The 24,855-nt window shown below is 52.1% G+C and carries 22 protein-coding genes; 2 read left to right on the forward strand and 20 right to left on the reverse strand.

What is annotated here, in order from left to right; genetic code table 11:
* The first annotated feature begins 10 nt into the window (after positions 1-10).
* Positions 11-343, forward strand: coding sequence for a nuclear transport factor 2-like protein (locus ACMP1L_RS09725; RefSeq protein WP_177304082.1), 333 nt, complete (start codon positions 11-13; stop codon positions 341-343).
* 48 nt (positions 344-391) lie between these two features.
* Here ACMP1L_RS09725 and ACMP1L_RS09730 read toward each other — a convergent pair whose 3' ends face one another.
* From ACMP1L_RS09730 to ACMP1L_RS09810, 17 genes are all read right to left on the reverse strand, one after another.
* On the reverse strand, positions 392-1,093 hold the full coding sequence (locus ACMP1L_RS09730) for a FadR/GntR family transcriptional regulator (protein ID WP_373243006.1): 702 nt from the start codon (positions 1,091-1,093) through the stop codon (positions 392-394).
* Between the two features lie 12 nt (positions 1,094-1,105).
* Positions 1,106-2,524 carry an FAD-binding oxidoreductase gene (locus ACMP1L_RS09735; RefSeq protein WP_177304084.1) on the reverse strand — a complete coding sequence of 473 codons (1,419 nt, stop codon included), beginning with the start codon at positions 2,522-2,524 and terminating at the stop codon, positions 1,106-1,108.
* Between the two features lie 47 nt (positions 2,525-2,571).
* Positions 2,572-3,504, reverse strand: a complete 933-nt coding sequence (locus tag ACMP1L_RS09740; RefSeq protein WP_418452895.1) for an electron transfer flavoprotein subunit alpha/FixB family protein — start codon at positions 3,502-3,504, stop codon at positions 2,572-2,574.
* A gap of 14 nt (positions 3,505-3,518) precedes the next feature.
* Positions 3,519-4,304: an electron transfer flavoprotein subunit beta/FixA family protein gene (locus ACMP1L_RS09745; RefSeq protein ID WP_418452896.1), complete on the reverse strand. Its 786-nt coding sequence runs from the start codon at positions 4,302-4,304 to the stop codon at positions 3,519-3,521.
* Between the two features lie 34 nt (positions 4,305-4,338).
* The gene (locus ACMP1L_RS09750) at positions 4,339-5,475 is read right to left on the reverse strand and encodes an acyl-CoA dehydrogenase family protein (RefSeq protein ID WP_418452898.1); all 1,137 of its coding nucleotides are present in this window, start codon (positions 5,473-5,475) and stop codon (positions 4,339-4,341) included.
* A gap of 85 nt (positions 5,476-5,560) precedes the next feature.
* Complete coding sequence (locus tag ACMP1L_RS09755) at positions 5,561-7,102, reverse strand: L-lactate permease (protein WP_418452899.1); 1,542 nt, start codon at positions 7,100-7,102, stop codon at positions 5,561-5,563.
* A 520-nt stretch (positions 7,103-7,622) separates the two neighbouring features.
* Entirely contained in the window at positions 7,623-8,723 is a 1,101-nt protein-coding gene (locus tag ACMP1L_RS09760) for a GGDEF domain-containing protein (protein WP_418452901.1), read from the reverse strand.
* Positions 8,724-8,744: 21 nt separating this feature from the next.
* A complete protein-coding gene (iadA, locus tag ACMP1L_RS09765; protein ID WP_418452903.1) occupies positions 8,745-9,905 on the reverse strand; it encodes a beta-aspartyl-peptidase in 1,161 nt (386 codons plus the stop codon).
* Between the two features lie 53 nt (positions 9,906-9,958).
* Positions 9,959-14,476 carry a PolC-type DNA polymerase III gene (locus ACMP1L_RS09770; RefSeq protein ID WP_418452904.1) on the reverse strand — a complete coding sequence of 1,506 codons (4,518 nt, stop codon included), beginning with the start codon at positions 14,474-14,476 and terminating at the stop codon, positions 9,959-9,961.
* 3 nt (positions 14,477-14,479) lie between these two features.
* Positions 14,480-15,553: a flavodoxin-dependent (E)-4-hydroxy-3-methylbut-2-enyl-diphosphate synthase gene (gene ispG, locus ACMP1L_RS09775; RefSeq protein WP_118731530.1), complete on the reverse strand. Its 1,074-nt coding sequence runs from the start codon at positions 15,551-15,553 to the stop codon at positions 14,480-14,482.
* Between the two features lie 85 nt (positions 15,554-15,638).
* Positions 15,639-16,703, reverse strand: coding sequence for a M50 family metallopeptidase (locus tag ACMP1L_RS09780; protein ID WP_475544539.1), 1,065 nt, complete (start codon positions 16,701-16,703; stop codon positions 15,639-15,641).
* A gap of 4 nt (positions 16,704-16,707) precedes the next feature.
* The gene (locus tag ACMP1L_RS09785) at positions 16,708-17,850 is read right to left on the reverse strand and encodes a 1-deoxy-D-xylulose-5-phosphate reductoisomerase (protein WP_418452907.1); all 1,143 of its coding nucleotides are present in this window, start codon (positions 17,848-17,850) and stop codon (positions 16,708-16,710) included.
* Positions 17,851-17,870: 20 nt separating this feature from the next.
* Positions 17,871-18,671: a phosphatidate cytidylyltransferase gene (locus tag ACMP1L_RS09790; protein WP_418452908.1), complete on the reverse strand. Its 801-nt coding sequence runs from the start codon at positions 18,669-18,671 to the stop codon at positions 17,871-17,873.
* A 14-nt stretch (positions 18,672-18,685) separates the two neighbouring features.
* The gene (locus ACMP1L_RS09795) at positions 18,686-19,414 is read right to left on the reverse strand and encodes an isoprenyl transferase (protein ID WP_118731527.1); all 729 of its coding nucleotides are present in this window, start codon (positions 19,412-19,414) and stop codon (positions 18,686-18,688) included.
* 154 nt (positions 19,415-19,568) lie between these two features.
* Positions 19,569-20,123 carry a ribosome recycling factor gene (frr, locus tag ACMP1L_RS09800; protein ID WP_118530644.1) on the reverse strand — a complete coding sequence of 185 codons (555 nt, stop codon included), beginning with the start codon at positions 20,121-20,123 and terminating at the stop codon, positions 19,569-19,571.
* A gap of 12 nt (positions 20,124-20,135) precedes the next feature.
* Positions 20,136-20,840 carry a UMP kinase gene (gene pyrH / locus ACMP1L_RS09805; protein ID WP_118530803.1) on the reverse strand — a complete coding sequence of 235 codons (705 nt, stop codon included), beginning with the start codon at positions 20,838-20,840 and terminating at the stop codon, positions 20,136-20,138.
* Between the two features lie 35 nt (positions 20,841-20,875).
* Positions 20,876-21,556, reverse strand: a complete 681-nt coding sequence (locus ACMP1L_RS09810; RefSeq protein WP_418452909.1) for a 4'-phosphopantetheinyl transferase family protein — start codon at positions 21,554-21,556, stop codon at positions 20,876-20,878.
* Between the two features lie 316 nt (positions 21,557-21,872).
* On the opposite strand from ACMP1L_RS09810, the gene ACMP1L_RS09815 reads away from it, so the two are divergent.
* Positions 21,873-22,727 carry a YitT family protein gene (locus ACMP1L_RS09815; RefSeq protein WP_418452910.1) on the forward strand — a complete coding sequence of 285 codons (855 nt, stop codon included), beginning with the start codon at positions 21,873-21,875 and terminating at the stop codon, positions 22,725-22,727.
* Positions 22,728-22,815: 88 nt separating this feature from the next.
* On the opposite strand, the gene ACMP1L_RS09820 is transcribed toward ACMP1L_RS09815, so the two are convergent.
* The 3 genes from ACMP1L_RS09820 to ACMP1L_RS09830 are packed head-to-tail and all read right to left on the reverse strand — an operon-like array spanning position 22,816 to position 24,835.
* A complete protein-coding gene (locus tag ACMP1L_RS09820) occupies positions 22,816-23,976 on the reverse strand; it encodes a UxaA family hydrolase (RefSeq protein WP_418452911.1) in 1,161 nt (386 codons plus the stop codon).
* Position 23,977: 1 nt separating this feature from the next.
* A complete protein-coding gene (locus ACMP1L_RS09825) occupies positions 23,978-24,271 on the reverse strand; it encodes a UxaA family hydrolase (RefSeq protein ID WP_418452912.1) in 294 nt (97 codons plus the stop codon).
* A 42-nt stretch (positions 24,272-24,313) separates the two neighbouring features.
* Positions 24,314-24,835 (reverse strand): 5' nucleotidase, NT5C type, encoded by a 522-nt coding sequence (locus ACMP1L_RS09830; protein ID WP_418452913.1) that lies wholly within the window; start codon positions 24,833-24,835, stop codon positions 24,314-24,316.
* Between the last annotated feature and the right edge of the window lie 20 nt (positions 24,836-24,855).

Consider the following 24,855-nt stretch of genomic DNA (forward strand, 5'->3'; position numbering starts at 1 on the left):
GGACTGACGGATGCTGCCAATTGAAAAATACATTGATGCGATAGAAAACAAAGACTATGAGGGGCTGGGCAGCCTCTTCACAAAGGACGGGCACTACTGCGATTACTGCGCCAACGGAACGGCCCAGCACGACTATCACCTGTACGGAAGGGAGGCCATCTCCATGTTCTTCCGGAATAAATTTCTCTGCCGCCAGTACTCCATTCTGGAGCCGACGGTACTAAGCCCGTCCCAGGCCGAGTTCATTGCATGCTTCGGAGGCTATCATGTGATGGCCATTGTGACACTGCAGCAGTTATCTGCGGACGGGCACATTCGCCGGTTAACCGTGCGTCCGAAATAAAAACGGAGGAAAACTGCCGGGCAGACAGTTTTCCTCCGTTTTTCCATGTCAGATTTCGATCAGTTTCTGCAGATGTTTGCGCACCACATTAAAATGCTTTTTCAGGGCTTTTGCGCCTGCTGCCTCATCGTGGGCCACAAGCGCTTCGTAAATGTCCCAGTGCGCCTTGCGTAGCACGGCGGAGCGGCGGCGGTCCGAAAGGATCGACGATCTCAGATCCTTTACAAACAGCCTCAGCAGATCCTCCATCTGGTCTACGTAGAAGATCATCAGCTGGTTGTGGGACATCTCCATTAAAATCTTGTGGAACTTCACATCCAGGGCTGCGCTGTCCTGTGCGCTCATGGGCTGATCCATCTTTTCCAGTACTTCCTTCATCCGGGCAAGCTCTTCCGGCTGAGCGCCTTCCATTGCTGCCGCCAGGGCCGTCTGCTCGAATCCGCAGCGCATCTCAAAGACTTCTGTATGATTGATATGCTGCAGCACCATGGTCAGGGACATGAGCTTTGTCATATACTCTCTGGTATTGCAGCGGATATAGTTTCCGCTTCCCTGAATGCACTCGATCAGCCCCATCATCTCAAGAACATGAAGTGCTTCTCTTGCGGAATTGCGGCTGACCTTTAAGTTTTCCGACAGAGCACGCTCCGTCGGGATCTTATCATTCAGGCGGAGACTGCCTGAGGTAATCTCCGCCGTAAAATAATCAAATACACGTTCGTATGCTTTCTGGCTGCTTTTCTCTTCCAAGTAAAATTCCTCCTACAGACGATAGCAGACCTTTCCGGGATTCAGGATCATCTTCGGATCGAAGACGCGCTTGATGCCTTCCATGAGAGCCATGTTGGTCTCTCCGACGGAATCTACCAGGTATTTAATCTTGCCGGAGCCGATTCCGTGCTCGCCGGATACCAGACCTCCGCAATTGGTAGCTTCCCTATAAATAATCTCAAAGAATTTGTCGACACGAGACTTAAACTCTTCCTCCTCCAGGTCGTTGGAGCACTGGTAAATGTGAAGGTTTCCGTCACCTGCGTGACCGAAGGACTTGATCACCAGTCCGCAATCCTCACCGGTCTTATTGACAAAATCCAGATAATCTGCGATCTTATTGACCGGAACTACAACATCACACTCATCAAGCAGCTTTGTCTCATGCATGATTGCTTCCAGGAATGAGGAGCGTGCTGCCCAGGCATCCTTGATCTTGGCCGGGGTATCCGCTACCAGCACATCCATGGCACCGGCATCCAGTACCAGCTCTGCCATCTGCTCCAGCATGTTGTCCAGCTCATCCTGGCTGCCTGCATCCAGGGTCACCAGAAGATAAGCACCGATCTGCTGTCCCTCCAGCTCCTGCGGAAATACGCTGCGGCCAATGTAGCGCTCGGAGCTTAAGACGATCTCACGCTCCATGAACTCGATGGCCTGCGGATTTAAGCCGGACATTTTGATCTTCGGAACAGCGGAAAGCGCGGTATTTAAATCCTCAAACGGAATGATGAGGGATGCCACTACCTTTGGTGCCGGAATGATCTTTAAGGTCAGCTCCGTGATGATACCCAGTGTTCCCTCGGAGCCGATCATCAGGTTCAGCAGGGAGTAGCCAGAAGAGGTCTTGGATACGGTCGCGCCCAGATGGGTGATCTCGCCGGTCGGCAGGACCACGGTCATGGCACGCACGTAATCGCGGGTTGCTCCGTATTTGACTGCTCTCATGCCACCTGCGTTCGTAGATACGTTTCCGCCAACACATGCAAATTTTTCGCCCGGATCCGGCGGATACATCATTCCTTTGCTTATACAGTCATTGGCCAGATCATTTAAGAGCACGCCGCTCTCTATCTCTACGACAAAGTTTTCCATGTCGTAGCTTAAGATCCGGTTCATCTTGGAGGTATCCATGAGCACACCGCCAAGAAGCGGAACCGCACCGCCTGCAAGACCGGTACCGGCGCCTCTCGGAGTCACCGGGATGGTATTTTCGTAGCAGATCTTCATGACTGCCGCAACCTCCTCGGTGGAGGTTGGCTGAACTACCAGGTCCGGCATATGGGTGCCGTAGATCGGCATCTCATCTCTTGCAAAGTCTGCGTTGATATCGTCTCCTGTGAGCACGTGATCTGACACTGCCTGAATCTGGGCAATAATTTCCGGAGTCAGCTGATTATATTTTTCCATTGTAATTCCTCCTCATATTATAAGGGTAACTCCCCCAGCCATCAAGTTTATTTCCGTTTTTTGATTTCTTCGATCAGAAGCGGAAGGATTTCTTTGACATCTCCCACAATACCGACATCCGCGATATCGAAAATAGAGGCAGCCTCATCCTTGTTGATGGCTACAATATATTTGGATCCCATGATACCGGATACATGCTGCATGGCTCCGGATACACCACAGGCAATATAAAGCCTCGGCGCAACGATCTTGCCGGACTGGCCTACCTGGTGAGCACGGGATGCCCAGCCTGCCTCGATAGCCGGACGGGATGCTCCGACCACGCCGCCTAACAGTGCTGCCAGCTCCTCCACCAGCTTAAAGCCTTCGGCGTCACCCATGCCGCGGCCTCCGGTCACAATGACATCCGCACCTTCCAGATCAATGGCTTCCGTAATTTCCTTCGCTGCGTCCAGAACCTTTGCTTTGAGGATATCTTCAGCGAACGGCATGTCTTTTTCCTCTACGCTGCCCTCTGCAGCCTCCGGTTTTTCGAAACTGCCGCTGCGGACAGTTGCAAACCGGATGGGACCGGATACGAAAAGGCGCTCCAGAATGGTTCCGCCGTATGCCGGCCGTACAAATTCCAGTCCGCTGTCTGTCTTGTCAATGACCGTCACATCGGTTACGCAGCCTGCGTCAAAGCGCTGAGCCAGACGCGGTGCCAGGTCTTTTCCGAGCTGTGTGCCGGAAAACAGGACCAGCTCCGGCTGTACTTCCCGGATATAGCTCTCCAGCGCAGCGGTCTGTGCATCTTCTGAAGCTTCACCGGTTTTTAATACGGTAACCTTTGCTCCATAAGCTGCTGCCTTTTCTGCGGCAGCTTTATCCTCTGCGGCAACGGCAACTGTCTCGCCAAGCTCCTTTGCGGCAGTCAGAAGCTCCAGACTGCCCGGAACCGGTGCACCCTCTTTTGTTTCAATATATACCAGTACTTTCATCTGCGGTCTCCTCCTTACAATGCCTTATCCTGAAGCATCTTTTCCATTGCCTTGCTCACTGCGTCCGCTGCCTCTTTTTCCTTGATGCGGATACCTGCGCTTCTCTTTGGCGGCTCACTGTAGCCCTTCAGAGATACCCTGGATTCTTCTCCTGAAATATCTGCGTCCGCAGCGGAAAATACCGGCACAACGGCCTTTCTCGCTGCCAGCTTTGCCTTAATGTTCGGATAACGCGGATCGTAGGCCGGTTTTGCGATGGTGAAGACTGCTGGCTGTGCCACGCTGTAGCGGATATAGCCCTCCTCTGTTTCCTGCTTGGCCACAAGACCATCGCCCTGCGGCTCTGCCTCGATCACGCTGGATACAAAGCCGGTTCCCAGGATTTCTGCCAGGCGTGCGCCAACCTGACCGCTGATCTCATCGGTAGATTCCTTGCCGCAGAGGATCATGCCGTAGGGCTGTCCATTCTCTGCCTCACATTTCTTAACTGCCTTTGCAAGGTATGCTGCAACAGCACCTTCATCTGCGCCTGCGAAAACATCGTCTTTGAATAAGTATGCCTTCTTTGCGCCAACTGCCAGAAGGTTTTTCATCATGCTGGTGCAGTCCTCAGTTCCAATGGCTGCCACGGTAACCTCACCGCCGTTTGCCTCCGTATAGCGTGTTGCAAGCTCCAGTGCATAAGTATCAAACGCGTTGGTTACCTTTTCTGCATCCTTGACTGCCGGTACGCCAGCCCCGTCCAGATGGATCTCCACGCTGTCATCCGGAACCTGTTTTACAAATACCAGAATATCCATATTCTCTATATCCTCCTTCAACCAGTGTTCTTCTTTATTTTCCGATTACGGCTCTTCCGACTACCATTCTCTGGATCTCATTGGTTCCCTCAAAGATCTGGAAGATCTTCGCGTCACGCATCAGCTTCTCAACCGGATACTCACGGCTGTAGCCGTAGCCGCCCAGGATCTGCACTGCATCAATGGCAGTCTGCATCACAGAATCGCCTGTGAAGCATTTTGCTGCTGCGGATTCCTTGCTGAACGGAAGTCCCATATCAGCCAGACGGATGGAATGGGCGATCAGCTGTCTGGATGCCTCGGTGCGGATTTCCATATCAGCGATCTTGAACTGGATTGCCTGATTCTTGCAGATTGGCTTGCCGAACTGAACACGCTGTTTGGAGTAGGCAACTGCTTCATCAATACATCTCTGGGCTACGCCGACACCGATCACTGCGCACCAGGTACGGGCCAGATCCAGAGTCTTCATGGCGGTAATGAATCCGGTTCCTTCCTCTCCCAGACGGTTCTCAGCCGGGATCCTTACATCCTCCAGAAGTACATCACTGGTGGTGGAGCAGCGGATACCCATCTTGTTCTCATGATTGCCAATGCTTAAACCAGGAGTTCCTTTGTATACCAGGAAGGCGGATATGCCTTTTGTTCCCTGATCCTTCGCTGTCATTGCGGTTACAACAAAGAAATCTGCCACACTTGCGTTGGTAATGAAGCACTTTCTTCCATTTAATACGTACTCATCACCCTCACGGACTGCTGTGGTCTTTCCTGCGCCTGCATCGCAGCCAGCATTCGGCTCCGTCAGTGCAAAGGCGCCAAATCCGCCATTGACGATGATATCACAGCATTTCTGCTTCTGCTCGTCGTTTCCTGCCAGGAGTACCGGCTTTAAAGCCAGTCCGTTTCCGTTTAAGGTAACTGCCACACCGGCATCTGCCCAGGCAATCTGCTCTACAATGGCTGCCTGATCGATATGATCCAGTCCAAGTCCGCCATACGCTTCCGGAACATCCATCATGTGAAGCTGCATCTCGATCGCCTTATCGTAAATCTCTTTTGGCCACTCACCGGAAATGTCGTACTCCTTCACCTGCTCCTTTACTTCGTTGACGCAGAAATCACGGACATCCTTTAAAAGCTCCTTGCCATCTTCAGAAATAATGTAACTCATATGTAAGTTCCTCCTTTAGAAATTGTTGTCATAATGAAATGCTGTGAAACAGGATGTGCACCAGCACATGCCTCATGCTGAGGGATCAGATCCCCATCAGCACGCCTGCAAAGCAGATACCTCCTGCCAGCACTACGAACAGTGCAAAATACCGAAATACCGTACCCAGGATCTTACTCTCCGCTCCGACTGCGCCGATTGCTCCCGCACCGATCGCAATGCTCTGCGGACAGACCATTTTGCCGATTCCGGCTCCGCATACGTTCGCTGCCGCCATCCAGGAGGGGTCAAAGCCCAGAGATGCTGCGGTCTGACTCTGCAGACCACCAAATAAAACGCAGGTGGATGTTCCGGAGCCGGTAACAAAGGCTCCGACCGCACCGATGAGCGGCGCTATGCACGGATATGCACTTCCGGTTATCTCCACCAGCAGTTTTGCGATGTCGGAGATCATGCCGCTATAGCTCATGATCTTTGCGGTTGCCATAACAGAGCAGATGGTAACAATAGTCTTCCAGTACTTTTTCAGTGTCTCTGCCAATACTCCTGCCATGACGTCCGGCGCTGCTCCCTGCACCAGACCTCCGATGATGGCTGCCGCAAAAATGATCACGCCCGGCGTATTGATCCAGCTGAAGGAAAGCTTTCCGGCATTTTCCCCGCTGTAAATCTGCACCGAGGTTTTGATCCCGGCGATCGCATTGTGAACCGGCGGACACAGATTCGAGGTTGCCATCAGCAGAATGAAGATCAGAACAAACGGGCACCAGGCTTTTAAGCCCTCACCCACAGTGAGGCTGTCGCCTGCCGTTTTCCCGAATACTTCAATGGAATACTCTGGATCCGGTTCCCGGTTCAGCACTCTCGATGCCAGCACAATGCAGACCATGGAGCAGATGGAACCGATGATATCCGGAAGCTCCGGTCCGATGAAGCAGGCAGCTGCATACCAGGGGATCAGGTAAGACAGTGCCGCGATCAGGATCATGGGAACCATGCCCTTAAGCGCCTTTACGCTTCTGGAGCCGATCGCCACCAGAAGGAAGGGGGAAAGGATGACCAGGATTGCCTGAAGCATTGCCACATGAGCGGATAATGCCATGGTTTCTACTCCGGCCACAGAAACAAGTGTTACCGTCGGAACTCCGACAGAGCCAAAGGCGGTTGGCGTGGAATTGACCACGAGACATCCGACTACTGCTCCGATCGGGTCCACGCCGATGCCTGCGAGCATCGATGCCGGGATCGCAACCGCGGTTCCAAAGCCTGCCATACCTTCCATGAAGTTTCCAAAGCCCCAGCCGATCAGAAGGAGCAGAACACGCTTATCCTTCGACACGCCAGCAAGCATCTTCTTGATTTCTTCCATCGCGCCTGTCTTTAAAATCAGGTTGTAGGTAAAAAGTGCTGCAATGATGACCAGGCAGATTGGCCAGAGTGCGTTCAGCACGCCCTCCAGCGTTGCTGTTGCCATATTCCCTGCCGGAAATTTCCAACATACCACAGATAAGAATGCAGTCAGAATCCAGGCAAGGAAACAGGCTTTGTGACCGGGCATCTTCAAAACGCTGAGTGCGATGACCAGCCAGAGGATCGGGATCATCGCCAGCAGAAACAAAAGAAACATAGAAATACCTCCCAAATTTGCTCAACCAATAATGTCCATGCAGACAATCCAAGTAAATCTCGAGATTTTATTTTCGTTTCATCATTCATGTGCCGCGGTTATTTTTGATACTGCGATTATATTCAGTCTGGTATTTTTCTGCAATATGTAACTTTTACAAGAAATATCTGCCGTTTTTGGGCGAAATTTTTTTAACAATGTTTGATTGGTAGGTCCATTTATTAGTGCCACAATTTTTTTCCATAGATACTCCTGAAATATAAAAATTGCTGCATGGTTATACAAACATGTCTATCTATACATATTATCTTTTTCATAAAATCTCTTCACAAGATCCATCTCCGCTTATATTTCGTTATTTTTTTAACTTTTGTTTCGTTTTGCAAGTTTTCAGGCTTTCTATTTGTATACTTGTCGACAAGTTTTTGGAGTTTTTGCATGCTTTCTCCGGTCCTCTGTCTCCTCTGTTTATATAGGTAAAAATGACGAAAATGAAAAAATGACAGTTACGGAATGGGTTTTATTCCGTAACTGTCACTCTCGCCTTGTGTTCTTTTTTATCCTCATACATATTCTGGTCTGCCCGCTCTTTCGCGTCAAGAATGCTTTCCTGTTCCAGAAGTTCAGCGCTTCCGTAGGAAACCTGCGGCAGAATGGGAACTTCTTTTCTGCGCTTTTCCATGGCCCAGAAAAACTTTTCCCTGCAGAATTTTTCTTTTTCCGGCTCCTGCAGCAGAACACAGAACTCATCGCCCCCGATGCGGTAGCAGTTTCCGTATCGGGAATATGCCTTTTTCAGGCAATCCGCGATTTCCTTTAAGCACTGGTCTCCGGCCAGATGGCCGAGGGTATCGTTGATGTGCTTGAAATCATCCACGTCAAGCACGATCAGCATACGGTCTTCTGCTCCCAGATTCATGGTTCGGTTCAGATAGCTCTTCTGGCTCAGCAGTCCCGTCAGTCCATCCAGCTGATTCCACATCTCGTTGCAGTACAGAAAATACAGCACTGCGATCAGTGTGACGCAAAGCCAGGTAATGTGGATTTCCGGGATCAGGATCTGTACCAGCGTCCCAACGGCCAGAAATCCGGCAAGAGCATAGATCAGCTCCCGCCCCCTGTTCTGGAAATTTCTGGCCATTTCCAGGGAGCTGAACAGCAGATAAGCAATTCCCAGATAATACATGAACATGTAAATGTGGAAGCCGCTCTGGCGGGAATAATGGTTTGCCGCATCTACAGAAAACACCAGACCATTGGAAAACAGAGAGCCAGTCAGCAGAAGCAGATACAGGATCTCCAGGGCCACTGCTGCCTTAAGCGTCCTTGTCCTGCCTTCCGCGCAGTTCAGGGTATACACGAGACAGATCGGCACTGCAGGAGTCAGGCCAAAGCCCAGGTAATTGGAAAGGATGTTCAGCCAGCGCAGCCAGAGCGGTCCGTCGTTCACCAGCACGGAAATCAGCTCCAGAATGGAAATACTGCCGATCAGAATATATGTGACTAAAAATCCTCTCGCCTGCCTGGGATTCAGGGTTTCACTGAGCCTGATCAGGACACACATAAAAAGGAGTAGAAAAAGATTAATGGCAGTCAAGATAAAAAAGTATAGATCAGTCATGTCATTCTCCTGTTGTTTGTCTTACTGTTCAAATCTGCCCTTCATCCTCACCTCCTGCTCCCACACAGCAACCTTCCCGCGGGCAAACAGGCTGTTGATATTCAGATCCTCATCCAGTACCAGAAGATCTGCGTCGGCGCCTTCTGCCACACAGCCCTTGATACCTTCCTTTCCAAGGAGCACGGCCGGAGTGCTGGTCAGAAGCTGTAGGGCATCCTCAAGCGGCATTCCCTCTCTCACGAGGATCTGAATGGTGCGGTGCAGATACTTCGGGGATGCATAGGTCAGTCCAACGCACTCGCCTTCCTCATTGAAGCGCGGCTGACTGCCGAATGCGTCACTGGATATGGTCACATGGTCCAGGCTCACACCCTCACGATGCAGCAGCTCATAAAGCTTCATGGTATCGGATTCCACCTCCTCATCATCCGCGCCTGCAGTGCAGTCAATATAGCCGCCGCGGCGCACCAGGTCAGCACCTGCGTCGATCAGACCCGGATTACGTAAAATATGGGTCGGAAGCAGGTTCTTGGCCGGAACATCGGAATGGTCCAGAACATAAAAGACAGGATCCAGTCTTCCGTCCCCGTCGCCCATATGCATGGTTACCAGTCCCGGTGTATTGCTCAGAAGACCTGCCCTGCGGGCTGCGGTTGCCAGCGCGATCAGCTCCTCGCCCCCAGGATTGGAGCTTCTGTGGTCGGATACCGCCACCTTAACGCCGATCATCGGCGGAACCAGGATGATATCACGCTCTACGCTTCCGGTGAGGGTGGTCGGCGGATAACCGTAGGAGCTGGTCAGGGTATACACCGTCATTCCCTCTTCGGTCAGTGCACGGGCCTTGGCCACCAGGTTCTCGACACTTCGCGTCACGCCGTCGGTTCCCAGAAGTCCTACTACGGTGGTAATACCGTTTTTGAAGAATTCGCTGAGCTGGGATTCCGGGACACGGGATGCCGGTCCCTGCTCTCCGCCGCCTCCGGTGATATGCACATGCAGGTCAATATACGCCGGAACAACGGTTTTTCCCTCCAGGTCATAGGTCTCCACCCCCGTAAGGCCCTCGTACCCCTCAATCGAATCCCGCAGAAGAAGGATCTTCTCTCCCTCCACCAGGATATCTTTTTTCCCCAGTTTCTCCGGTGCATAAACATTTGCGTTTTTCAACAGTTTGATCATGCTTTCTTCTCCTCTTTTTCGTTATTTATCTTCTATAAACTATGATGGGTCTTTTAAAAGTCAAACAGCGACAGCTGATTGCTCTCCGGCAGGTCTCCGAGAAGCCCCAGATCACTCATCAGGTCACAGATGGTCTTGCTGACCTTGGTGCGGGCACGGAAATCCTCTCTGGAGAGGAACGGGCCGTCCTTGGCCGCGTACACCACACCCTCTGCCGCATTCAGTCCCAGTCCGGCAATGCTGCTTAGAGACGGCATCAGCCTGCCGTCGATGACCTGGAACCGGTCGGCCTGGGCACGGTAAATGTCGATCGGCATAAAGTCATAGCCCCGGGCATACATTTCCTGTACGATACGCATATCGCGCAGGGTATCCTGCTCCGCCTTGGACAGGGAATCCGAACGTTTCTTAAAGTCCGCCAGATGATACTCCAGCTTATCCCGGCCCAGGCACATCAGCTCATAGGAAAAGCCGTTGGCGCGGATACTGAAGAAGGCCGCATAATAGGCCAGCGGATAGAATACCTTGCAGTAAGCCACACGCCATGCCATCATAACGTAGGCTGCCGCATGGGCCTTCGGGAACATGTACTTGATCTTTAAGCAGGAATCAATGTACCACTGAGGCACATCGTGCTTTTTCATTTCCTCGATCCAGTCCGCTTTTAAGCCCTTACCCTTTCGCACACTCTCCATGATGGTGAAGGAAAGGCCTTCCTCCAGTCCCATCTGGATCAGATATACCATGATATCATCTCGACAGCAGATCGCGGTCTGGATAGTGGCCTGTCCGCTTAGGATGAGGTCCTTCGCATTGCCCAGCCATACATCGGTTCCATGGGCCAGGCCGGCAATGCGGACCAGATCGGAAAAGTATTTGGGCTGTGCGTCAATTAACATCTGCATCGCAAAGTCCGTACCAAACTCCGGAATACCCAGCGCGCCCAGCTTGCAGCCGCCAATATCCTCCGGCGTGATGCCAAGGGCCGAGGTGTTCTGGAATAGCGACATCACCTCCGGGGAATCCAGCGGAATGTCCTTTACCGGGTCCAGACCGGTCAGATCCTGCAGCATGCGGATCATGGTCGGGTCCTGATGTCCCAGAATATCCAGCTTTAACAGGTTGTGGTCTATCGAATGGTAATCGAAATGCGTTGTTACCGTGGATGTGGTCATATCGTTCGCCGGACGCTGCACCGGAGTAAAGGAATAGATTTCCTCTCCGATCGGCAGAACAACGATGCCTCCCGGATGCTGTCCGGTGGTACGCCGCACGCCTACGCAGCCCTGCACGATCCGGTCAATCTCGCAGTTACGCTTGTGGACGCCCCGCTCCTCATAGTAACGTTTCACAAAACCGAATGCTGTTTTATCCGCCAGGGTGCCGATGGTTCCCGCACGGAAGGTCTGTCCCTTTCCAAAGATAACCTCCGTGTAATCGTGAGCCTTACTCTGGTACTCGCCGGAGAAGTTTAAGTCGATATCCGGCTCCTTATCTCCCTTAAAGCCTAGGAAGGTCTCAAACGGGATATCAAATCCCTGCTTCGACATCATGGCACCGCACTTCGGGCAGCGCAGGTCCGGCATATCGCAGCCTGCCATGCCGGAGAATTTCTTTACATCCTCGGAATCAAAATCCGAGTAATGACATTTCGGGCACAGATAATGCGGGCTTAAGGAATTTACCTCGGTGATACCTGCCATGTTCGCCACGAAGGAGGAGCCTACGGAGCCTCGGGATCCAACCAGATAGCCGTCCTCATTGGATTTCCATACCAGCTTCTGGGCAATGATGTACATCACGGCGAAGCCGTTGGAAATGATGGAGTTTAATTCCTTTTCCAGTCTTGCGGATACGATTTCCGGCAGATCCTCTCCATACATCTCATGGGCCTGGTCATAGCAGATCTTACGCAGTGTTTCATCGGAATTTTCAATGACCGGCGGACACTTATCCGGGCGCACCGGTGATATCTTCTCACACATATCCGCGATCATGCGGGTGTTGGTGATGACGACCTCCTCCGCCTTATCCGGACCGAGATAGTCGAATTCCTTTAGCATTTCTTCCGTTGTTCTCAGATACAGCGGCGCCTGCTGGTCCGCATCGGAAAAGCCCTGGCCTGCCATCAGGATGCGACGGTAGACTTCATCCTCCGGGTTCAGAAAATGCACATCGCAGGTGCCGCAGACCGGCTTTTCGAGGGTCTCGCCCAGCTTTACGATGCGGCGGTTTAAATCCTTCAGGTCCTCCTCTGTCTTCACCGGACTCTTTTCATCCCGCAGCATGAACGCGTTGTTGCCAAGGGGCTGGATCTCCAGGAAATCGTAGAAATTCGCGATCTTGATAATATCTGCCTCCGGCAGTCCGCGAAGCAGCGCCTGGTACAGCTCGCCTGCCTCACAGGCGGAACCGATGAGCAGTCCCTCCCGGAACTTGCTTAAGACACTCTTCGGAATGCGCGGCCGCTTCGCGAAGTAATCGATGTGGGACCAGGATACCAGCCGGTATAAATTGATGCGCCCCACCTCGTTCTTCGCGATGATGATGATATGGTTGGTCGGCAGCTTTTTGATCATGTCCGGGCTCAGCGTACTCATGCGGTTTAATTGCTCCAGATCCTCCACGCCCCGGTCCTTCAGCATTTCAATGAATTTTACAAAAATCTCTGCCGTACAGCCTGCATCATCCACCGCCCGGTGATGATTTTCCAGGGATATATTTAAGGCCTTCGCTACCGTATCCAGCTTGAAACGGTTCAGGTTCGGCAGCAGATGTCTCGCCAGTGCCACTGTGTCCAGAACAGTCGGGTCAAAGGACAGTCCGAGAAGCGCCGCATTCTGAGAGATAAAGCTTACATCGAAGGAGGCATTGTGCGCTACCAGGCTGCAGCCCTCACAGAACGCGAGGAACTGCGGCAGGATCACGTCAATCTTCGGTGCCGGAAGCACCATGTTGTCGTTGATCCCGGTCAGCTGCTCAATCTCAAACGGAATCGGCACATCCGGGTTTACAAAGGTGCTGAATTTGTCCGTGATCACGCCCTTTTCCACCTTAACCGCGCCGATCTCAATGATCCTGTTTTTCTCCGGGCTGAAGCCGGTGGTCTCGATATCAAACACCACGAAGGAATCCGCAAAGGTCTGTCCCTTCGGATTTTCAACCAGGTCCTTCATATCGTCTACCAGATAGCCCTCCACACCGTAAAGCATCTTAAACGGATCGTTCTTATCCAGGGCGTGGCTTGCCTCCGTGAAGGCCTGCACACAGCCGTGGTCAGTGACTGCCAGGGCCTCCATCCCCCACTCCTTGGCCTTTTTGATGATGCTCGCCACATCAGAAACACCATCCATATCGCTCATCTTGGTATGACAGTGGAGTTCCACGCGCTTCACCGGACTGTGATCCATACGTTTGCTGGTGAAATCCTCTGCCTTTTTGATGCCGCGCACAGAACCGATGGTCAGTTCGCCGTCAAACCGGTCGATGGTTGTCATGCCGCAGAGCCGGATGAACGTCCCCGGCTTGATCGCGCCATTCAGATCCTCCAGCGTATCCTCATTGGCAAAGACCTTGACCGTGATCGTATCGGTAAAGTCCGTGATATGAAAGATGATGATGGTCTTTCCGCTGCGCAGCTCCCTGCTGTCCTTATCCAGAATCTTGCCCCGCACCGTTACCTCACCGATCTCACCCTCGATTTTTTCAATGGTGATAAAGTCATCCTCAAAATCACGGCCGAACAGAACATCCGGATTATCGGATTTCCTGCGGTAGCCGCCGGAGCTCCAGTCATTCTTCTTAAACTCTTTTTTGCCGCCGGATCTGCCCGCCGGAGCAGTTCCTCCTGCTGCATTTCCTGCTGTCTTTCCTTCCGGATTTCCTGCCGTATTTTTTGCCGCTGCCTTTCCTGCTGCACCCGGATCTGTCTTCCCGGCGCTGCCCGAGGGAACGGCTCCCGGGTCCCTGCCGCCTTCACTCTTTTGCATTCCTGCCACAGCCCTGGCTGTCATGCGCTCCGCCTCCTGCCGGGCCTGCAGCTCTCTCTGAATAGATGCCTTTGCACGTACCGGAGCTACATACTCGTACTCCACCTCCACCGGCAGCCCGCAGCGCTCATGGAATACCTTTTCCAGCACACGTTTTAATTCCCCGGCCTTATCACGGTTCACCATGGTGTCCTCTACTGTCATATGCAGAAGATCCGGCCTCGGAAAGGTACACTGACCCTTTCGGAAGATGGCATACTCTACGATGCTGTACTCCTTCAGCTCTGCCTGCAGACTGTCCCGGTAGGCCGTCAAAAGCTTTTCCGGCGTGTACTGCTCCGACAGCGTGTATTTCTCAAAAATGCGGATCTGGATCTGCTTTCCGGGGAAGAGCTGTTCTCTTATTCCTTTTTCCAGTGACCAGATGTTCCGCTTGTCGATCAGGCGCGGGCTTACGATATAAACACGAAGAGAGCTTCTATCCCTGGTCATGGACACACGGTCCACGCTTACCAGGGTTAAAAGCTCCTGCATCTGGTCTGTCATATGTAATCCCGGAAATACTTCCAAAAATGCTTTCATGTATTACAACTTCCCCTGTTCCTTCGCAAGTGCCGTCAGCTCTGCGTGAAGGGCTGAAAGGAGCTCATCCTCCGGCAGTTTGCGGATAACCTCGCCCTTTCGGATCAGAAGGCCTTCTCCGCAGCCGCCCGCGATGCCAAGATCTGCTTCTTTTGCCTCACCCGGTCCGTTGACCACACAGCCCATCACAGCTACCTTCACATCCAGCTGGTCAAATTCCGTTACCATATTTTCGACCTGGTTTGCCAGGCCGATGAGATCGATCTTCGTTCTTCCGCAGGTCGGGCAGGAAACCACTTCCACACCGCCCCTTCTGAGACCCAGAGTCTTTAAGATCAGCTTTGCGGACTTGATCTCCTCTACCGGGTCACCGGTCAAGGATACCCGGATCGTATCACCGATGCCCTCATGCAGAATGATGCCCAGACCTACAGCCGATTTGATATTGCCGGAGGTTAAGGTGCCGGACTCGGTAATACCCACATGGAGCGGATAATCGGTCTTTTTGCTGATAAGCTCATGGGCTTTCACACACATGAGAACGTCAGAGGATTTGATGCTGATGACCAGGTTGTCGTAGCCCATCTGCTCGATCATGCTTACCTTTTCCAGTGCGCTCTCCACAATGCCCTCTGCGGTCACGCCGCCGTACTTTTCAATGAGCGGCTTTTCCAGGGAGCCGCTGTTAACGCCAACACGGATCGGCACACCGTATTCCTTCGCTTTATCCACCACAGCCCGCACCCGCTCTGCGCTTCCGATATTGCCCGGATTGATGCGGATCTTGTCTGCTCCGCACTCCATGGAAGCAATAGCCAGACGGTAATCAAAATGAATGTCTGCCACCAGCGGAATATGGATCTGACGTTTGATGGCCTTCAGGCTTTCTGCCGCTTCCATAGTCGGCACCGCCACCCGGATTATGTCGCAGCCTGCCTGCTCCAGCTTTAAAATCTGTGCCACGGTTGCCGCGGCATCCTCTGTTTTGGTGTTGCACATTGACTGGATCAGGATCGGGTTTCCCCCGCCGATCTTCCGGTTTCCGATCCGGATTTCCTTTGTCATTCTCCGTTCCATATGCTCTTCCCCTTCTTTTATCAGCAATATTGCCGCCTGAAATATGTCACCGACACATTCCGCAGCGTTCCTGTCCGCTCCTGTTTTACATCAGATTGCGGATGTCGTTAAATAATACCAGCACCATCAGTGCCATTAACACCGCCATGCCGGCCATATGCACCATGCCCTCTTTTTCCGGGTCCACCGGCTTTCCCCGAACCAGCTCAATGAGCAGAAACACCAGGCGTCCGCCGTCCAGTGCCGGAATCGGGAGCAGATTCATGATGCCAAGGCTGGAGCTTAAGAGAAGCACCCAGTTGGCCAGTGTGAGCACGACCGCGCGGGCACTGATCTGGCGGCTTTCCTGGACGGTCTCGCCAACCATATTGACAATACCGACCGGTCCGGTCACAGCCTCGTCTGCACGGATCTGATGCCGAAACAGCATGCCCAGGCTGTCAATGGTAGAAGTGACACAGTATTTCACCTCATAGGCACTGTAACGGATCAGCTGACCGATTCCATGAATCCTCTGATATCCGCCAAACTGCACACCCATCATATAGGACTGATATTCCTCACTGAAGCGCGGGGTCAGCGTAACAAATCCGCTGGTCGCTCCATCGCTTCCTGCCGTACCCTCCTGCGCCGGTCTCGTGAAGGAGACCTTCATCTCCTGTCCCGGATGGGAAAAGGTATACAGCATGATATCCCTGTATGCCGTGATATGGCGTCCGTTGATCCTTGTGATGCGGTCTCCTGCCTGAAGTCCTGCCTCCTCGGCCGGGCTTTTCTCCATGACACCGGTCAGTACCGGCGCGTCGTGGCCGATCTGCGCCACAATGAGCATGGCAAACAGAAATGCCAGGATAAAGTTGAATACCGGTCCTGCCGCAATGACCGCGATGCGGGATAACACCGGCTTATTGTTAAATGCCTTCGGATCCGGGTTTTCTGAGTCTTCCCCCACCATCATGCAGGAACCGCCAAAAGGCAGCGCCTTGATGGAGTACCGGGTCTCACCTTTTTCCACACTGAAAATGCGCGGCCCCATACCCACAGAAAATTCCACAACTCCGATTCCGCTGCATTTCGCCAGCAGAAAATGTCCGAATTCGTGCACCAGTACAATAAATCCAAACAGCAGCACTGCTGCAAGAATATTCAGCACACTACCACCTGCTTTCTATATATTCATAGGTTTCCCGCTCAGCTGCAAGGATCGCGTCCACATCCGGGTTTTCAACAACCTTGTGATGCTCCATGGCACCCTCGATCATATCTATGATGGTCAGATAGGAAATCTCACGGTTTAAGAACTTTCCTACCGCGTACTCGTTGGCCGCGTTGTAGACCGTCGACAGGGAGCCTCCGCGCTTTCCGGCCCGGTAAGCCAGCTTTAAGCCGCGGAATACTTCCATATCCGGGTCTTCAAAGGTAATGCTTCCCAGTTTCGCAAAATCCAGACGCTCTCCAGGCAAAAATCTTCGTTCCGGGTAATAAAGCGCATACTGGATCGGCAGCTTCATATCCGGAGTGCCGAGCTGCGCAATGACTGCGCCGTCCGCAAACTGCACCATGGAATGGATGACACTCTGGGGCTGTACCACAACCTGTACCTGATCCATTTCCACACCGAAGAGCCAGCGGGCTTCCATGACCTCCAGTCCCTTGTTGACCATGGTGGAGGAATCGATGGTGATCTTGCGTCCCATCGTCCAGTTCGGATGCTTTAACGCATCCTCCGGCCGCACACCGGCCAGCTGTTCTTTTGTCCAGCCGCGGAACGGACCGCCGGAGGCCGTTAACAGGATCTTGTCAATAGCCTTTTTATCCTCGCCGTTTAAGCTCTGGAAAATAGCACTGTGCTCACTGTCCACCGGAAGGATCTTCACACCCACCTCTTTTGCAAGGGGCATGATGATATGTCCTGCAGTGACCAGAGTCTCCTTGTTTGCCAGTGCAATGTCCTTTCCTGCCTTCATGGCTGCGATGGTAGGACGGATGCCGATCATGCCGACAATGGCAGTGACCAGGATCTCTGCCTCCGGCTGTACCGCCACCTCTAACAGGCCGTCCATGCCGCTCACTACCTTTACAGAAAGATCCGCAATGTTCGTTCTCAGCTCCGCAGCCTTCTTTTCATCCCAGACACAGGCCAGGGTCGGATGGAATTTGCGGATCTGTTCTTCTAACAGTCTGATATTGCTTCCGGCTGCCAGGGCCGTTACCTGAATATCCTGATTATTCTCTACAACCTCCAGGGTCTGCGTACCGATGGAGCCGGTAGAACCTAAAATCGCAATACGTTTCATTTGTACTCTCCTCATTTATACTACGGCAGAAACAGCAGGGCAAAAAAGATTGCCGGAGCCGTAAACAGCATGCTGTCGAAACGGTCCAGGATTCCTCCGTGTCCCGGGATAAGATTGCCGTAATCCTTGATATCGTGGTTGCGCTTGATCGCAGATGCCGCCAGATCGCCGATCTGGGAGATGACAGCCGCAATGGCACAGGCCAGGGTGCAGGCCAGACGCGGATACATAAGCTCCGTCATCTTTCCGCCAAATACCGTTGCAAATAAAAAGCCCAGAAGCGCCGCGCCGGCTACGCCGCCCACAGCACCTTCCACGGATTTTTTCGGGCTTAACACGGGTGCAAGCTTATGCTTCCCGAGCAGCATGCCGACACAGTAGGCACTGGTGTCGCAGCCCCAGGAGCTTAAGAAGATCAGCCATGCCAGATACCTTCCGTCGCCCATCGCGCGGACCTGATACAGATATGACAGCATCACAGCCACATAAAACACACCAAAAAAGGACTCTGCCACCTCTTCTGTCCGGTACTTCGGAAAGGTAAAAACATAGATTGCCATCATAACCATAAGAGCCGCAATTGCCATCAGAGTCACATAGTGATGGCCGTCGAACCATACCAGTCCGTAATAAGAAAGCGCTGTAATATAGCCCACCACGCCCATGGCATTTTTCTCAATCTTCAGCACTCGGTACAGCTCAAACAGGCCGATCATGGAGATCAGCGCTGTAACACCATACAGCAGTGCTCCGCCCTTTCCTACTATTATAATAGCAAGAATGACGAGAATAATACCACTTACCAGCCGTTTTGTAAACATCCGGTCCCCTCCTTTTATGCCTGCTTGACTCCGCCGTAGCGGCGGTCACGCCGGTTGTAGGCCATGATCGCCTTCTCCAGCTCTTCCTGATCAAAATCCGGCCACAGGCATTCGGTCACATAAATTTCTGTGTATGCAAGCTGCCATAACAGATAGTTGGAAAGGCGGAGCTCGCCACTGGTACGGATGAGAAGATCCGGATCCGGCATGCCGGCAGTATCAAGATAGGAAGCCACAACCTGCTCGGTAATCTCCTCCGGATCCTGTTTTCCGGCCGCACAGTCCGCAGCCAGTTTCTTCACGGCGCGGGTAATTTCGTCACGGCCGCCGTAGTTTACGGCAATGACAAAGGTCAGGCCGGTATTGTTCTTTGTCTCAGATTCCAGACGGTTAATGCCGTCAATGATATCCTGGTCAAAGCGGGTACGATCTCCGATCATTTTCACGCGGACATTGTTCGCGGAAGCCACCTTCAGCAGACGGACCATATAGAAGCGGAACAGCTGCATCAGCGCGCCCACCTCTTCCGCGGAACGCTTCCAGTTCTCTGTAGAAAAACCATATACGGTTAAGTATTCAATTCCCAGGCGGGCAGCGATCTCAACGGTCTTCTCTACCGTTACGCAGCCTTCCTTATGGCCCATGGAACGCGGCAGACCGCGTTTTTTCGCCCAGCGGCCGTTGCCGTCCAAAATCATGGCCACATGCTTCGGAATGACCATTCCATCTAATTGTTCAGACATTTCTATTCCTCCATATCTCCAGAATCGTCAGGCGCACCTTCGGTGCCTGTTCGATGTACATAGCAAAGAAGTTTCACGGGACGCGATTTCCTGTGAAACAATGAAAAGGGGGAAGATCGCTCTTCCCCTCTTTACGCTCATTCAATCCCAGGGACTAGACAGTCATGATCTCCTTGGTCTTTGTCTCAATGGCCTTGTCCACTTTTTCGATCATCTTGTCGGTGATTTTCTGGATTTTCTCTTCACCCTGCTTTAAATCGTCCTCAGAGATGTCTCCTGCTTTTTCCATTTTCTTGATGCTGTCCATGGCATCGCGGCGGATGTTACGGATCGCAACCTTAGCGCCCTCGCCTTTTTTCTTGACATCCTTTGCAAGATCTTTACGGCGTTCCTCGGTCAGCTCCGGGAATACCAGGCGGATCACGTTGCCGTCGTTGGTCGGGTTGATGCCCAGATCGGAAACCAGGATTGCCTTCTCAATCTCTTTTAACAGGCTCTTCTCCCACGGCTGGATCACGATCATACGTGCTTCCGGAACGGTTACGTTGCCGACCTGCTGGATCGGGGTCGGGGTTCCGTAGTAGTCAATGCGTAAGCGGTCCAGTACATGCGGGTTGGCACGGCCTGCGCGGATGGATGCGTACTCGTCAAGCAGCACGTCCAGGGATTTCTCCATTTTGTCCTCGTATAACTTTAAGTGTTCCTGCATAGTTTCCTCCTGTTAGTCGACGGTCACGATCGTACCGTTTATTTTGCCCTGCATTGCGTTTGCAATGCTGTCTTTTTCGTTTAAATCGAATACTGCCATTGGCATCTTGTGCTCCAGGCACATGATGGATGCCGTCAGGTCTACTACCGCAAGCTTCCTGTCGATGACCTCCTGAATGCTGATGGTATCGTAACGCTTTGCGTCCGGATTCTTTGCCGGGTCACTGTCGTAGACACCGTCGATGGATTTTGCAAGCAGGATGCAGTCTGCGTCCATTTCGACTGCACGCAGGGTGATGCCGGTATCGGTAGAGAAATACGGATGTCCGGTACCGCCTGCAAAGAAGACTACCTTGCCCTCCTCAAAATAGCGGTTAGCCTTATCTTTAGAGAAAAGCTCCGTTACCGCGCCGCATACAAACGGGGTCAGGATCTCGGTCTTCATGCCTGCGTTGCGGAAAATCTCTGAAACATAAATGCAGTTCATGATGGTAGCCAGCATACCGATCTGGTCTGCCTTGGTGCGCTCGATCGCGTCACTGGTGCGTCCTCTCCAGAAGTTGCCTCCTCCGATGACGATGCCGACCTGCACGCCTGCATCGACGGAAATCTTCACCTGTCTAGCAACCTCTTTGACTGTATCTTCGTCAAAACCGGTTTTTTTCGGTCCGGCAAGTGCTTCACCGCTTAACTTCAAAAACACTCGTTTCATGTCCATATGGTCATACGTCTCCTTTTTAAACTCTATCGGTATCATACCATATCTTCCAGGTTTTGAAAAGAGAAAAAAAACGTCTCCCCATTCCCTTCTTTGCTTCGCTGCACGCACACGGAGGCGCAGTAGTCCGGAAGAGAAAACTCCTGAAAACGATACCTGTCTTCTTTTGGTCCGGCCAGGACCGGCTGCGCGCCAGGTACGATCGTGAAGCTGTCAAGCGCCATAGCCATACCCTGACCTCCCACCTTCAGATAGCTCTCCTTTAAGGTCCACAGACGGCTGAACAGCATATCCCGTTCTTTCTCTGTTTCCGCCGCCCAAAGGACCCTCTGCTCTGCCGGTGCAAAAAACCGTTTTGCCACGTCCATGCGTGCCTTCTGCTTTTTTTCCACATCACAGCCGACCGGACAGGAAGCAAACGCAGCCATGACCATAGAACCGGAATGAGAAAGATTGAACTGGATCTCCGGGTGATGCAAAAGACACGGTTTCCCATTTTCCACCGTTCCGAACGCTTCTGTCCGTTCCCGGAGTCCAAACCTTTTCAGCCCCTGGTCCAGAAGAAGCCCTGCCCCCAGGGACAGACGCCGGTCCGCAGCATAGCGGAGCCTCTCTATTTTTTCCTGTCTTGCCCCGGAAAGACGTCCTTTTAAATCCGCTTCTTCTTTTATTGTAAGTGCTGCGTCCACACACATCACAGATACATATACTTCCATGTTATTCCCTGCCGCTTTCTGTTCCATTCATCCGGTTATGTTCCCGCAAACTATTTCTATATATGCGAAATGACCGGTTGGGGAACCGGTCATTTCAGGAGAAGGTATTTCGTTTTGTTGCAAAAACTATATAATGTATTGGGGGGTTTACGTCCATTATAGTATCATACCGGAATCAAAAAGTGTGCACAAACTTGACAAAGTTTGTCATTTTTTTTTGTGCAATCCATCCAACCAGTGTATTCCGGCTATTGATAGCAGTCCCATCCTGTGATAAAATGAGCAGGAAAATTTCGAAACGTTCCGGAGGTTCATTATGAACAGACAACATTCCTGGTCTTCCCTGATCAAAGAGACCGTCATCCTCACCGCCGCAGTCGCCATCATTGCCGCTGCCGTCTATTTTTTCCTGCTGCCAAGCCATGCCTCTGTCAGCAGCATTTCCGGTCTCGGTATTGTGCTTTCCAACTTTATCCCTCTTCCGCTTTCCGCTATTACCATGATCCTGAATGTAGTGCTCCTCATCATCGGATTCTTTACCTGCGGCAGAGAATTCGGAGCAAAGACCGTATACACCAGCGTCATGCTGCCGCTGTTTCTCGGCCTGTTTGAAAAGGCATTTCCGGCCATCGGTTCCCTGACCGACAGCCAGGAGCTGGATGTACTCTGCTATATTCTAGTAGTCAGCATCGGCTTAAGCATTCTTTTTAACCGCAATGCCTCTTCTGGCGGCCTGGATATCGTAGCCAAGATCATGAACAAATACCTGCACATGGACCTGGGACGGGCCATGTCACTTTCCGGCATGTGCGTTGCTCTTTCCGCCGCCCTGGTCTACGACAAGAAAACGGTCGTTTTAAGCATTCTCGGCACGTACTTTAACGGTATCATTCTGGATCACTTCATCTTCAACCATAATGTAAAACGGCGCGTCTGCATCATCACAAAAAAGGAGGAGGCGCTTCGCCGCTTTATTGTGGAGGATCTGCACAGCGGTGCCACGATCTACGAGGCCATCGGTGCTTATAATATGGAAAGACACAACGAGATCATCACCATTGTCGACAAAAGTGAATACCAGAAGCTGATGAACTACATCAGCCGGGAAGACCCGCTGGCCTTCATCACCATCTACAATGTATCTGACATGCGCTATCAGCCCAAACGTTAAAGTTCTTTTCCTGCCCATGACAAAGAAACTTTTCATGACGGAACCCAGACCTGGCTGGTGGAAGGAAACAAATCACCTAAAAAGCGGGTTATGCATAGCTATAGCACTGATTGATGCTTAGTTCATTTGCCCCGTTTTCTTCTGCGCGGGTCTTCTTTCCGTTCATGACATCTGCAAAGACGGACAGCATCTCTGTTTTCAGTTCCTGCAGGCTTTTCTCGCCGCGTATGCTGGCACTGGTGTCAATATCAATGATTTCGCAGAGAGCCTCAGCCGTATCGTGATTGCCGGTAATCTTCACCACCGGCGTGACCGGATTGCCGATCGGGTTGCCAAGGCCCGTGGTAAACGCCACCAGCGTGGCTCCTGCTGCAGCTAACGCTGTGACACTGAGTACATCGGAAGCTGCAGCATTCACAAAATACAGCCCCTTTCTGTCAATCCACTGTCCATACTCAAAACAGCCGTCAAACGGTCTGGAGCCGGCCTTATGAATGCAGCCGAGCGATTTTTCCGTCAGTGTGGTAATGCCGCCGGCCATATTTCCCGGCGACGGATTTCCGCACCGCACATCCTGCCCTGATTCCTCATATCGTTTCTGTTCCCAGTCAAGAATTGCCTGGTAAATCTGTTCTCCGATTTCCGGAGTTCTTCCGTTCTGACGCAGAATATGCTCCGCACCGATGCACTCCACGGTCTCGCTCAGGATCGCGGTACCGCCGGCATCGATCACCTCGTCGGTGACAAGCCCCAGCACCGTATTAGAAGAGAAGCCGGAGGTTGGATCGGAGCCGCCGCATTCCAGTCCCAGGATCAGATCTGACAGATCTGCTTCGGTACGGGGTACTGCATCTGCCTCCTTCTGCATCTGGCAGACACGTTTCCTTCCTTCTTCGATGGCTTTGCTTAAGCCTCCCATCTCCTGAATACAGACATACTGTAACGGTTTTTTTGCTTTTTTCCAGACTGCACTGCGGTAATGCTCTTCCTTCAGAAACTCGCAGCCAAGGCCTACCACCAGAACGCCGTAGACATTCGCATTTGCCAGAAGTCCGGAAAGCACATCCAGCATGACCGTCATATCTTTTGGATTTAAACCGCAGCCTATCGGATTTGCCAGAAACACCGCCCCGCATTCGGAGGCAATTTTTTTGGCTGCCATTTCTGCGCAAATCACTCCAGGCATTACAACCACATGATTCCGAATTCCTACCTGTCCGTTTTCTCTCACAAACCCCTGAAATTTCATATCATTCCTCCTCCGGATAGTCGCTCAGATTGTGTGTATGGACCCATGCCCCCGGTTCGATATCCGCCAGCGCGCGGCCGATATTTTCCCCGTATTTCAGCACCTGTTCTCCGCGTTTGACCGCTTTCACCGCTGCCTTATGATACTTTGGGATATCCTCCAGGGCTGTCAGTGTGTGACAACCGCCTGTATCCCTGTAGCAAAGCGTCTGCCCTTTCTTTACATTTTCTGTTGTCATGATCACATGATCCTTCTCATTTATGATCATTGCGTTGATCTGTTTCTCCCCCATCATGCTATATCCTCCAAAATATGTCTCTGATTTGTTTTATCATGCTTAGCCCTGCGAAGCGTTGTCCAGCACTGCCCTGAGCTCCTCTGCGCTGCCCACCCGGGCGCCCTCAAAGCGGCCGTTGTTTCCGTTGACCTGATTCAGCCATTTGATCCCGGTACCGCCCGCTGCTTCCCAGCGGTGCAGATTCGGTGTATGATCATCGATCAGGATATCTGCCCGGCTGAGCCTGCGATGCAGCATTGCCTCGATAAACTCTGCCTTATTCTTTCCGTACGGCACAAAGAGACAGTGTGCGGAATCGATCTCCGGCAGATATTGATCCAGCCACTTTTTCTTCTCCAGCAACGCTCTGGTGTCCGTGTAGTATGAGGACAAAATGTAAATATTTTCCCCTCGTTTCATGGCTGCGCGCATAAAATCCAGAAGCTCCGTTTCCGGCTCCAGATCTGCATAATATCCCGGCTTTCGGCTTTCCTCAACAGGGACATCACACCATTTTGCAATCGTTCCGTCCATGTCAAAATAAACCCGCATGTCACTGTTTAATTCCATTTTTTTCTGCATGTTTTCTGATCCTTCTTCTC

The organism is Ventrimonas sp. (assembly GCF_048380235.1).
Lineage (GTDB): Bacteria > Bacillota > Clostridia > Lachnospirales > Lachnospiraceae > Brotaphodocola.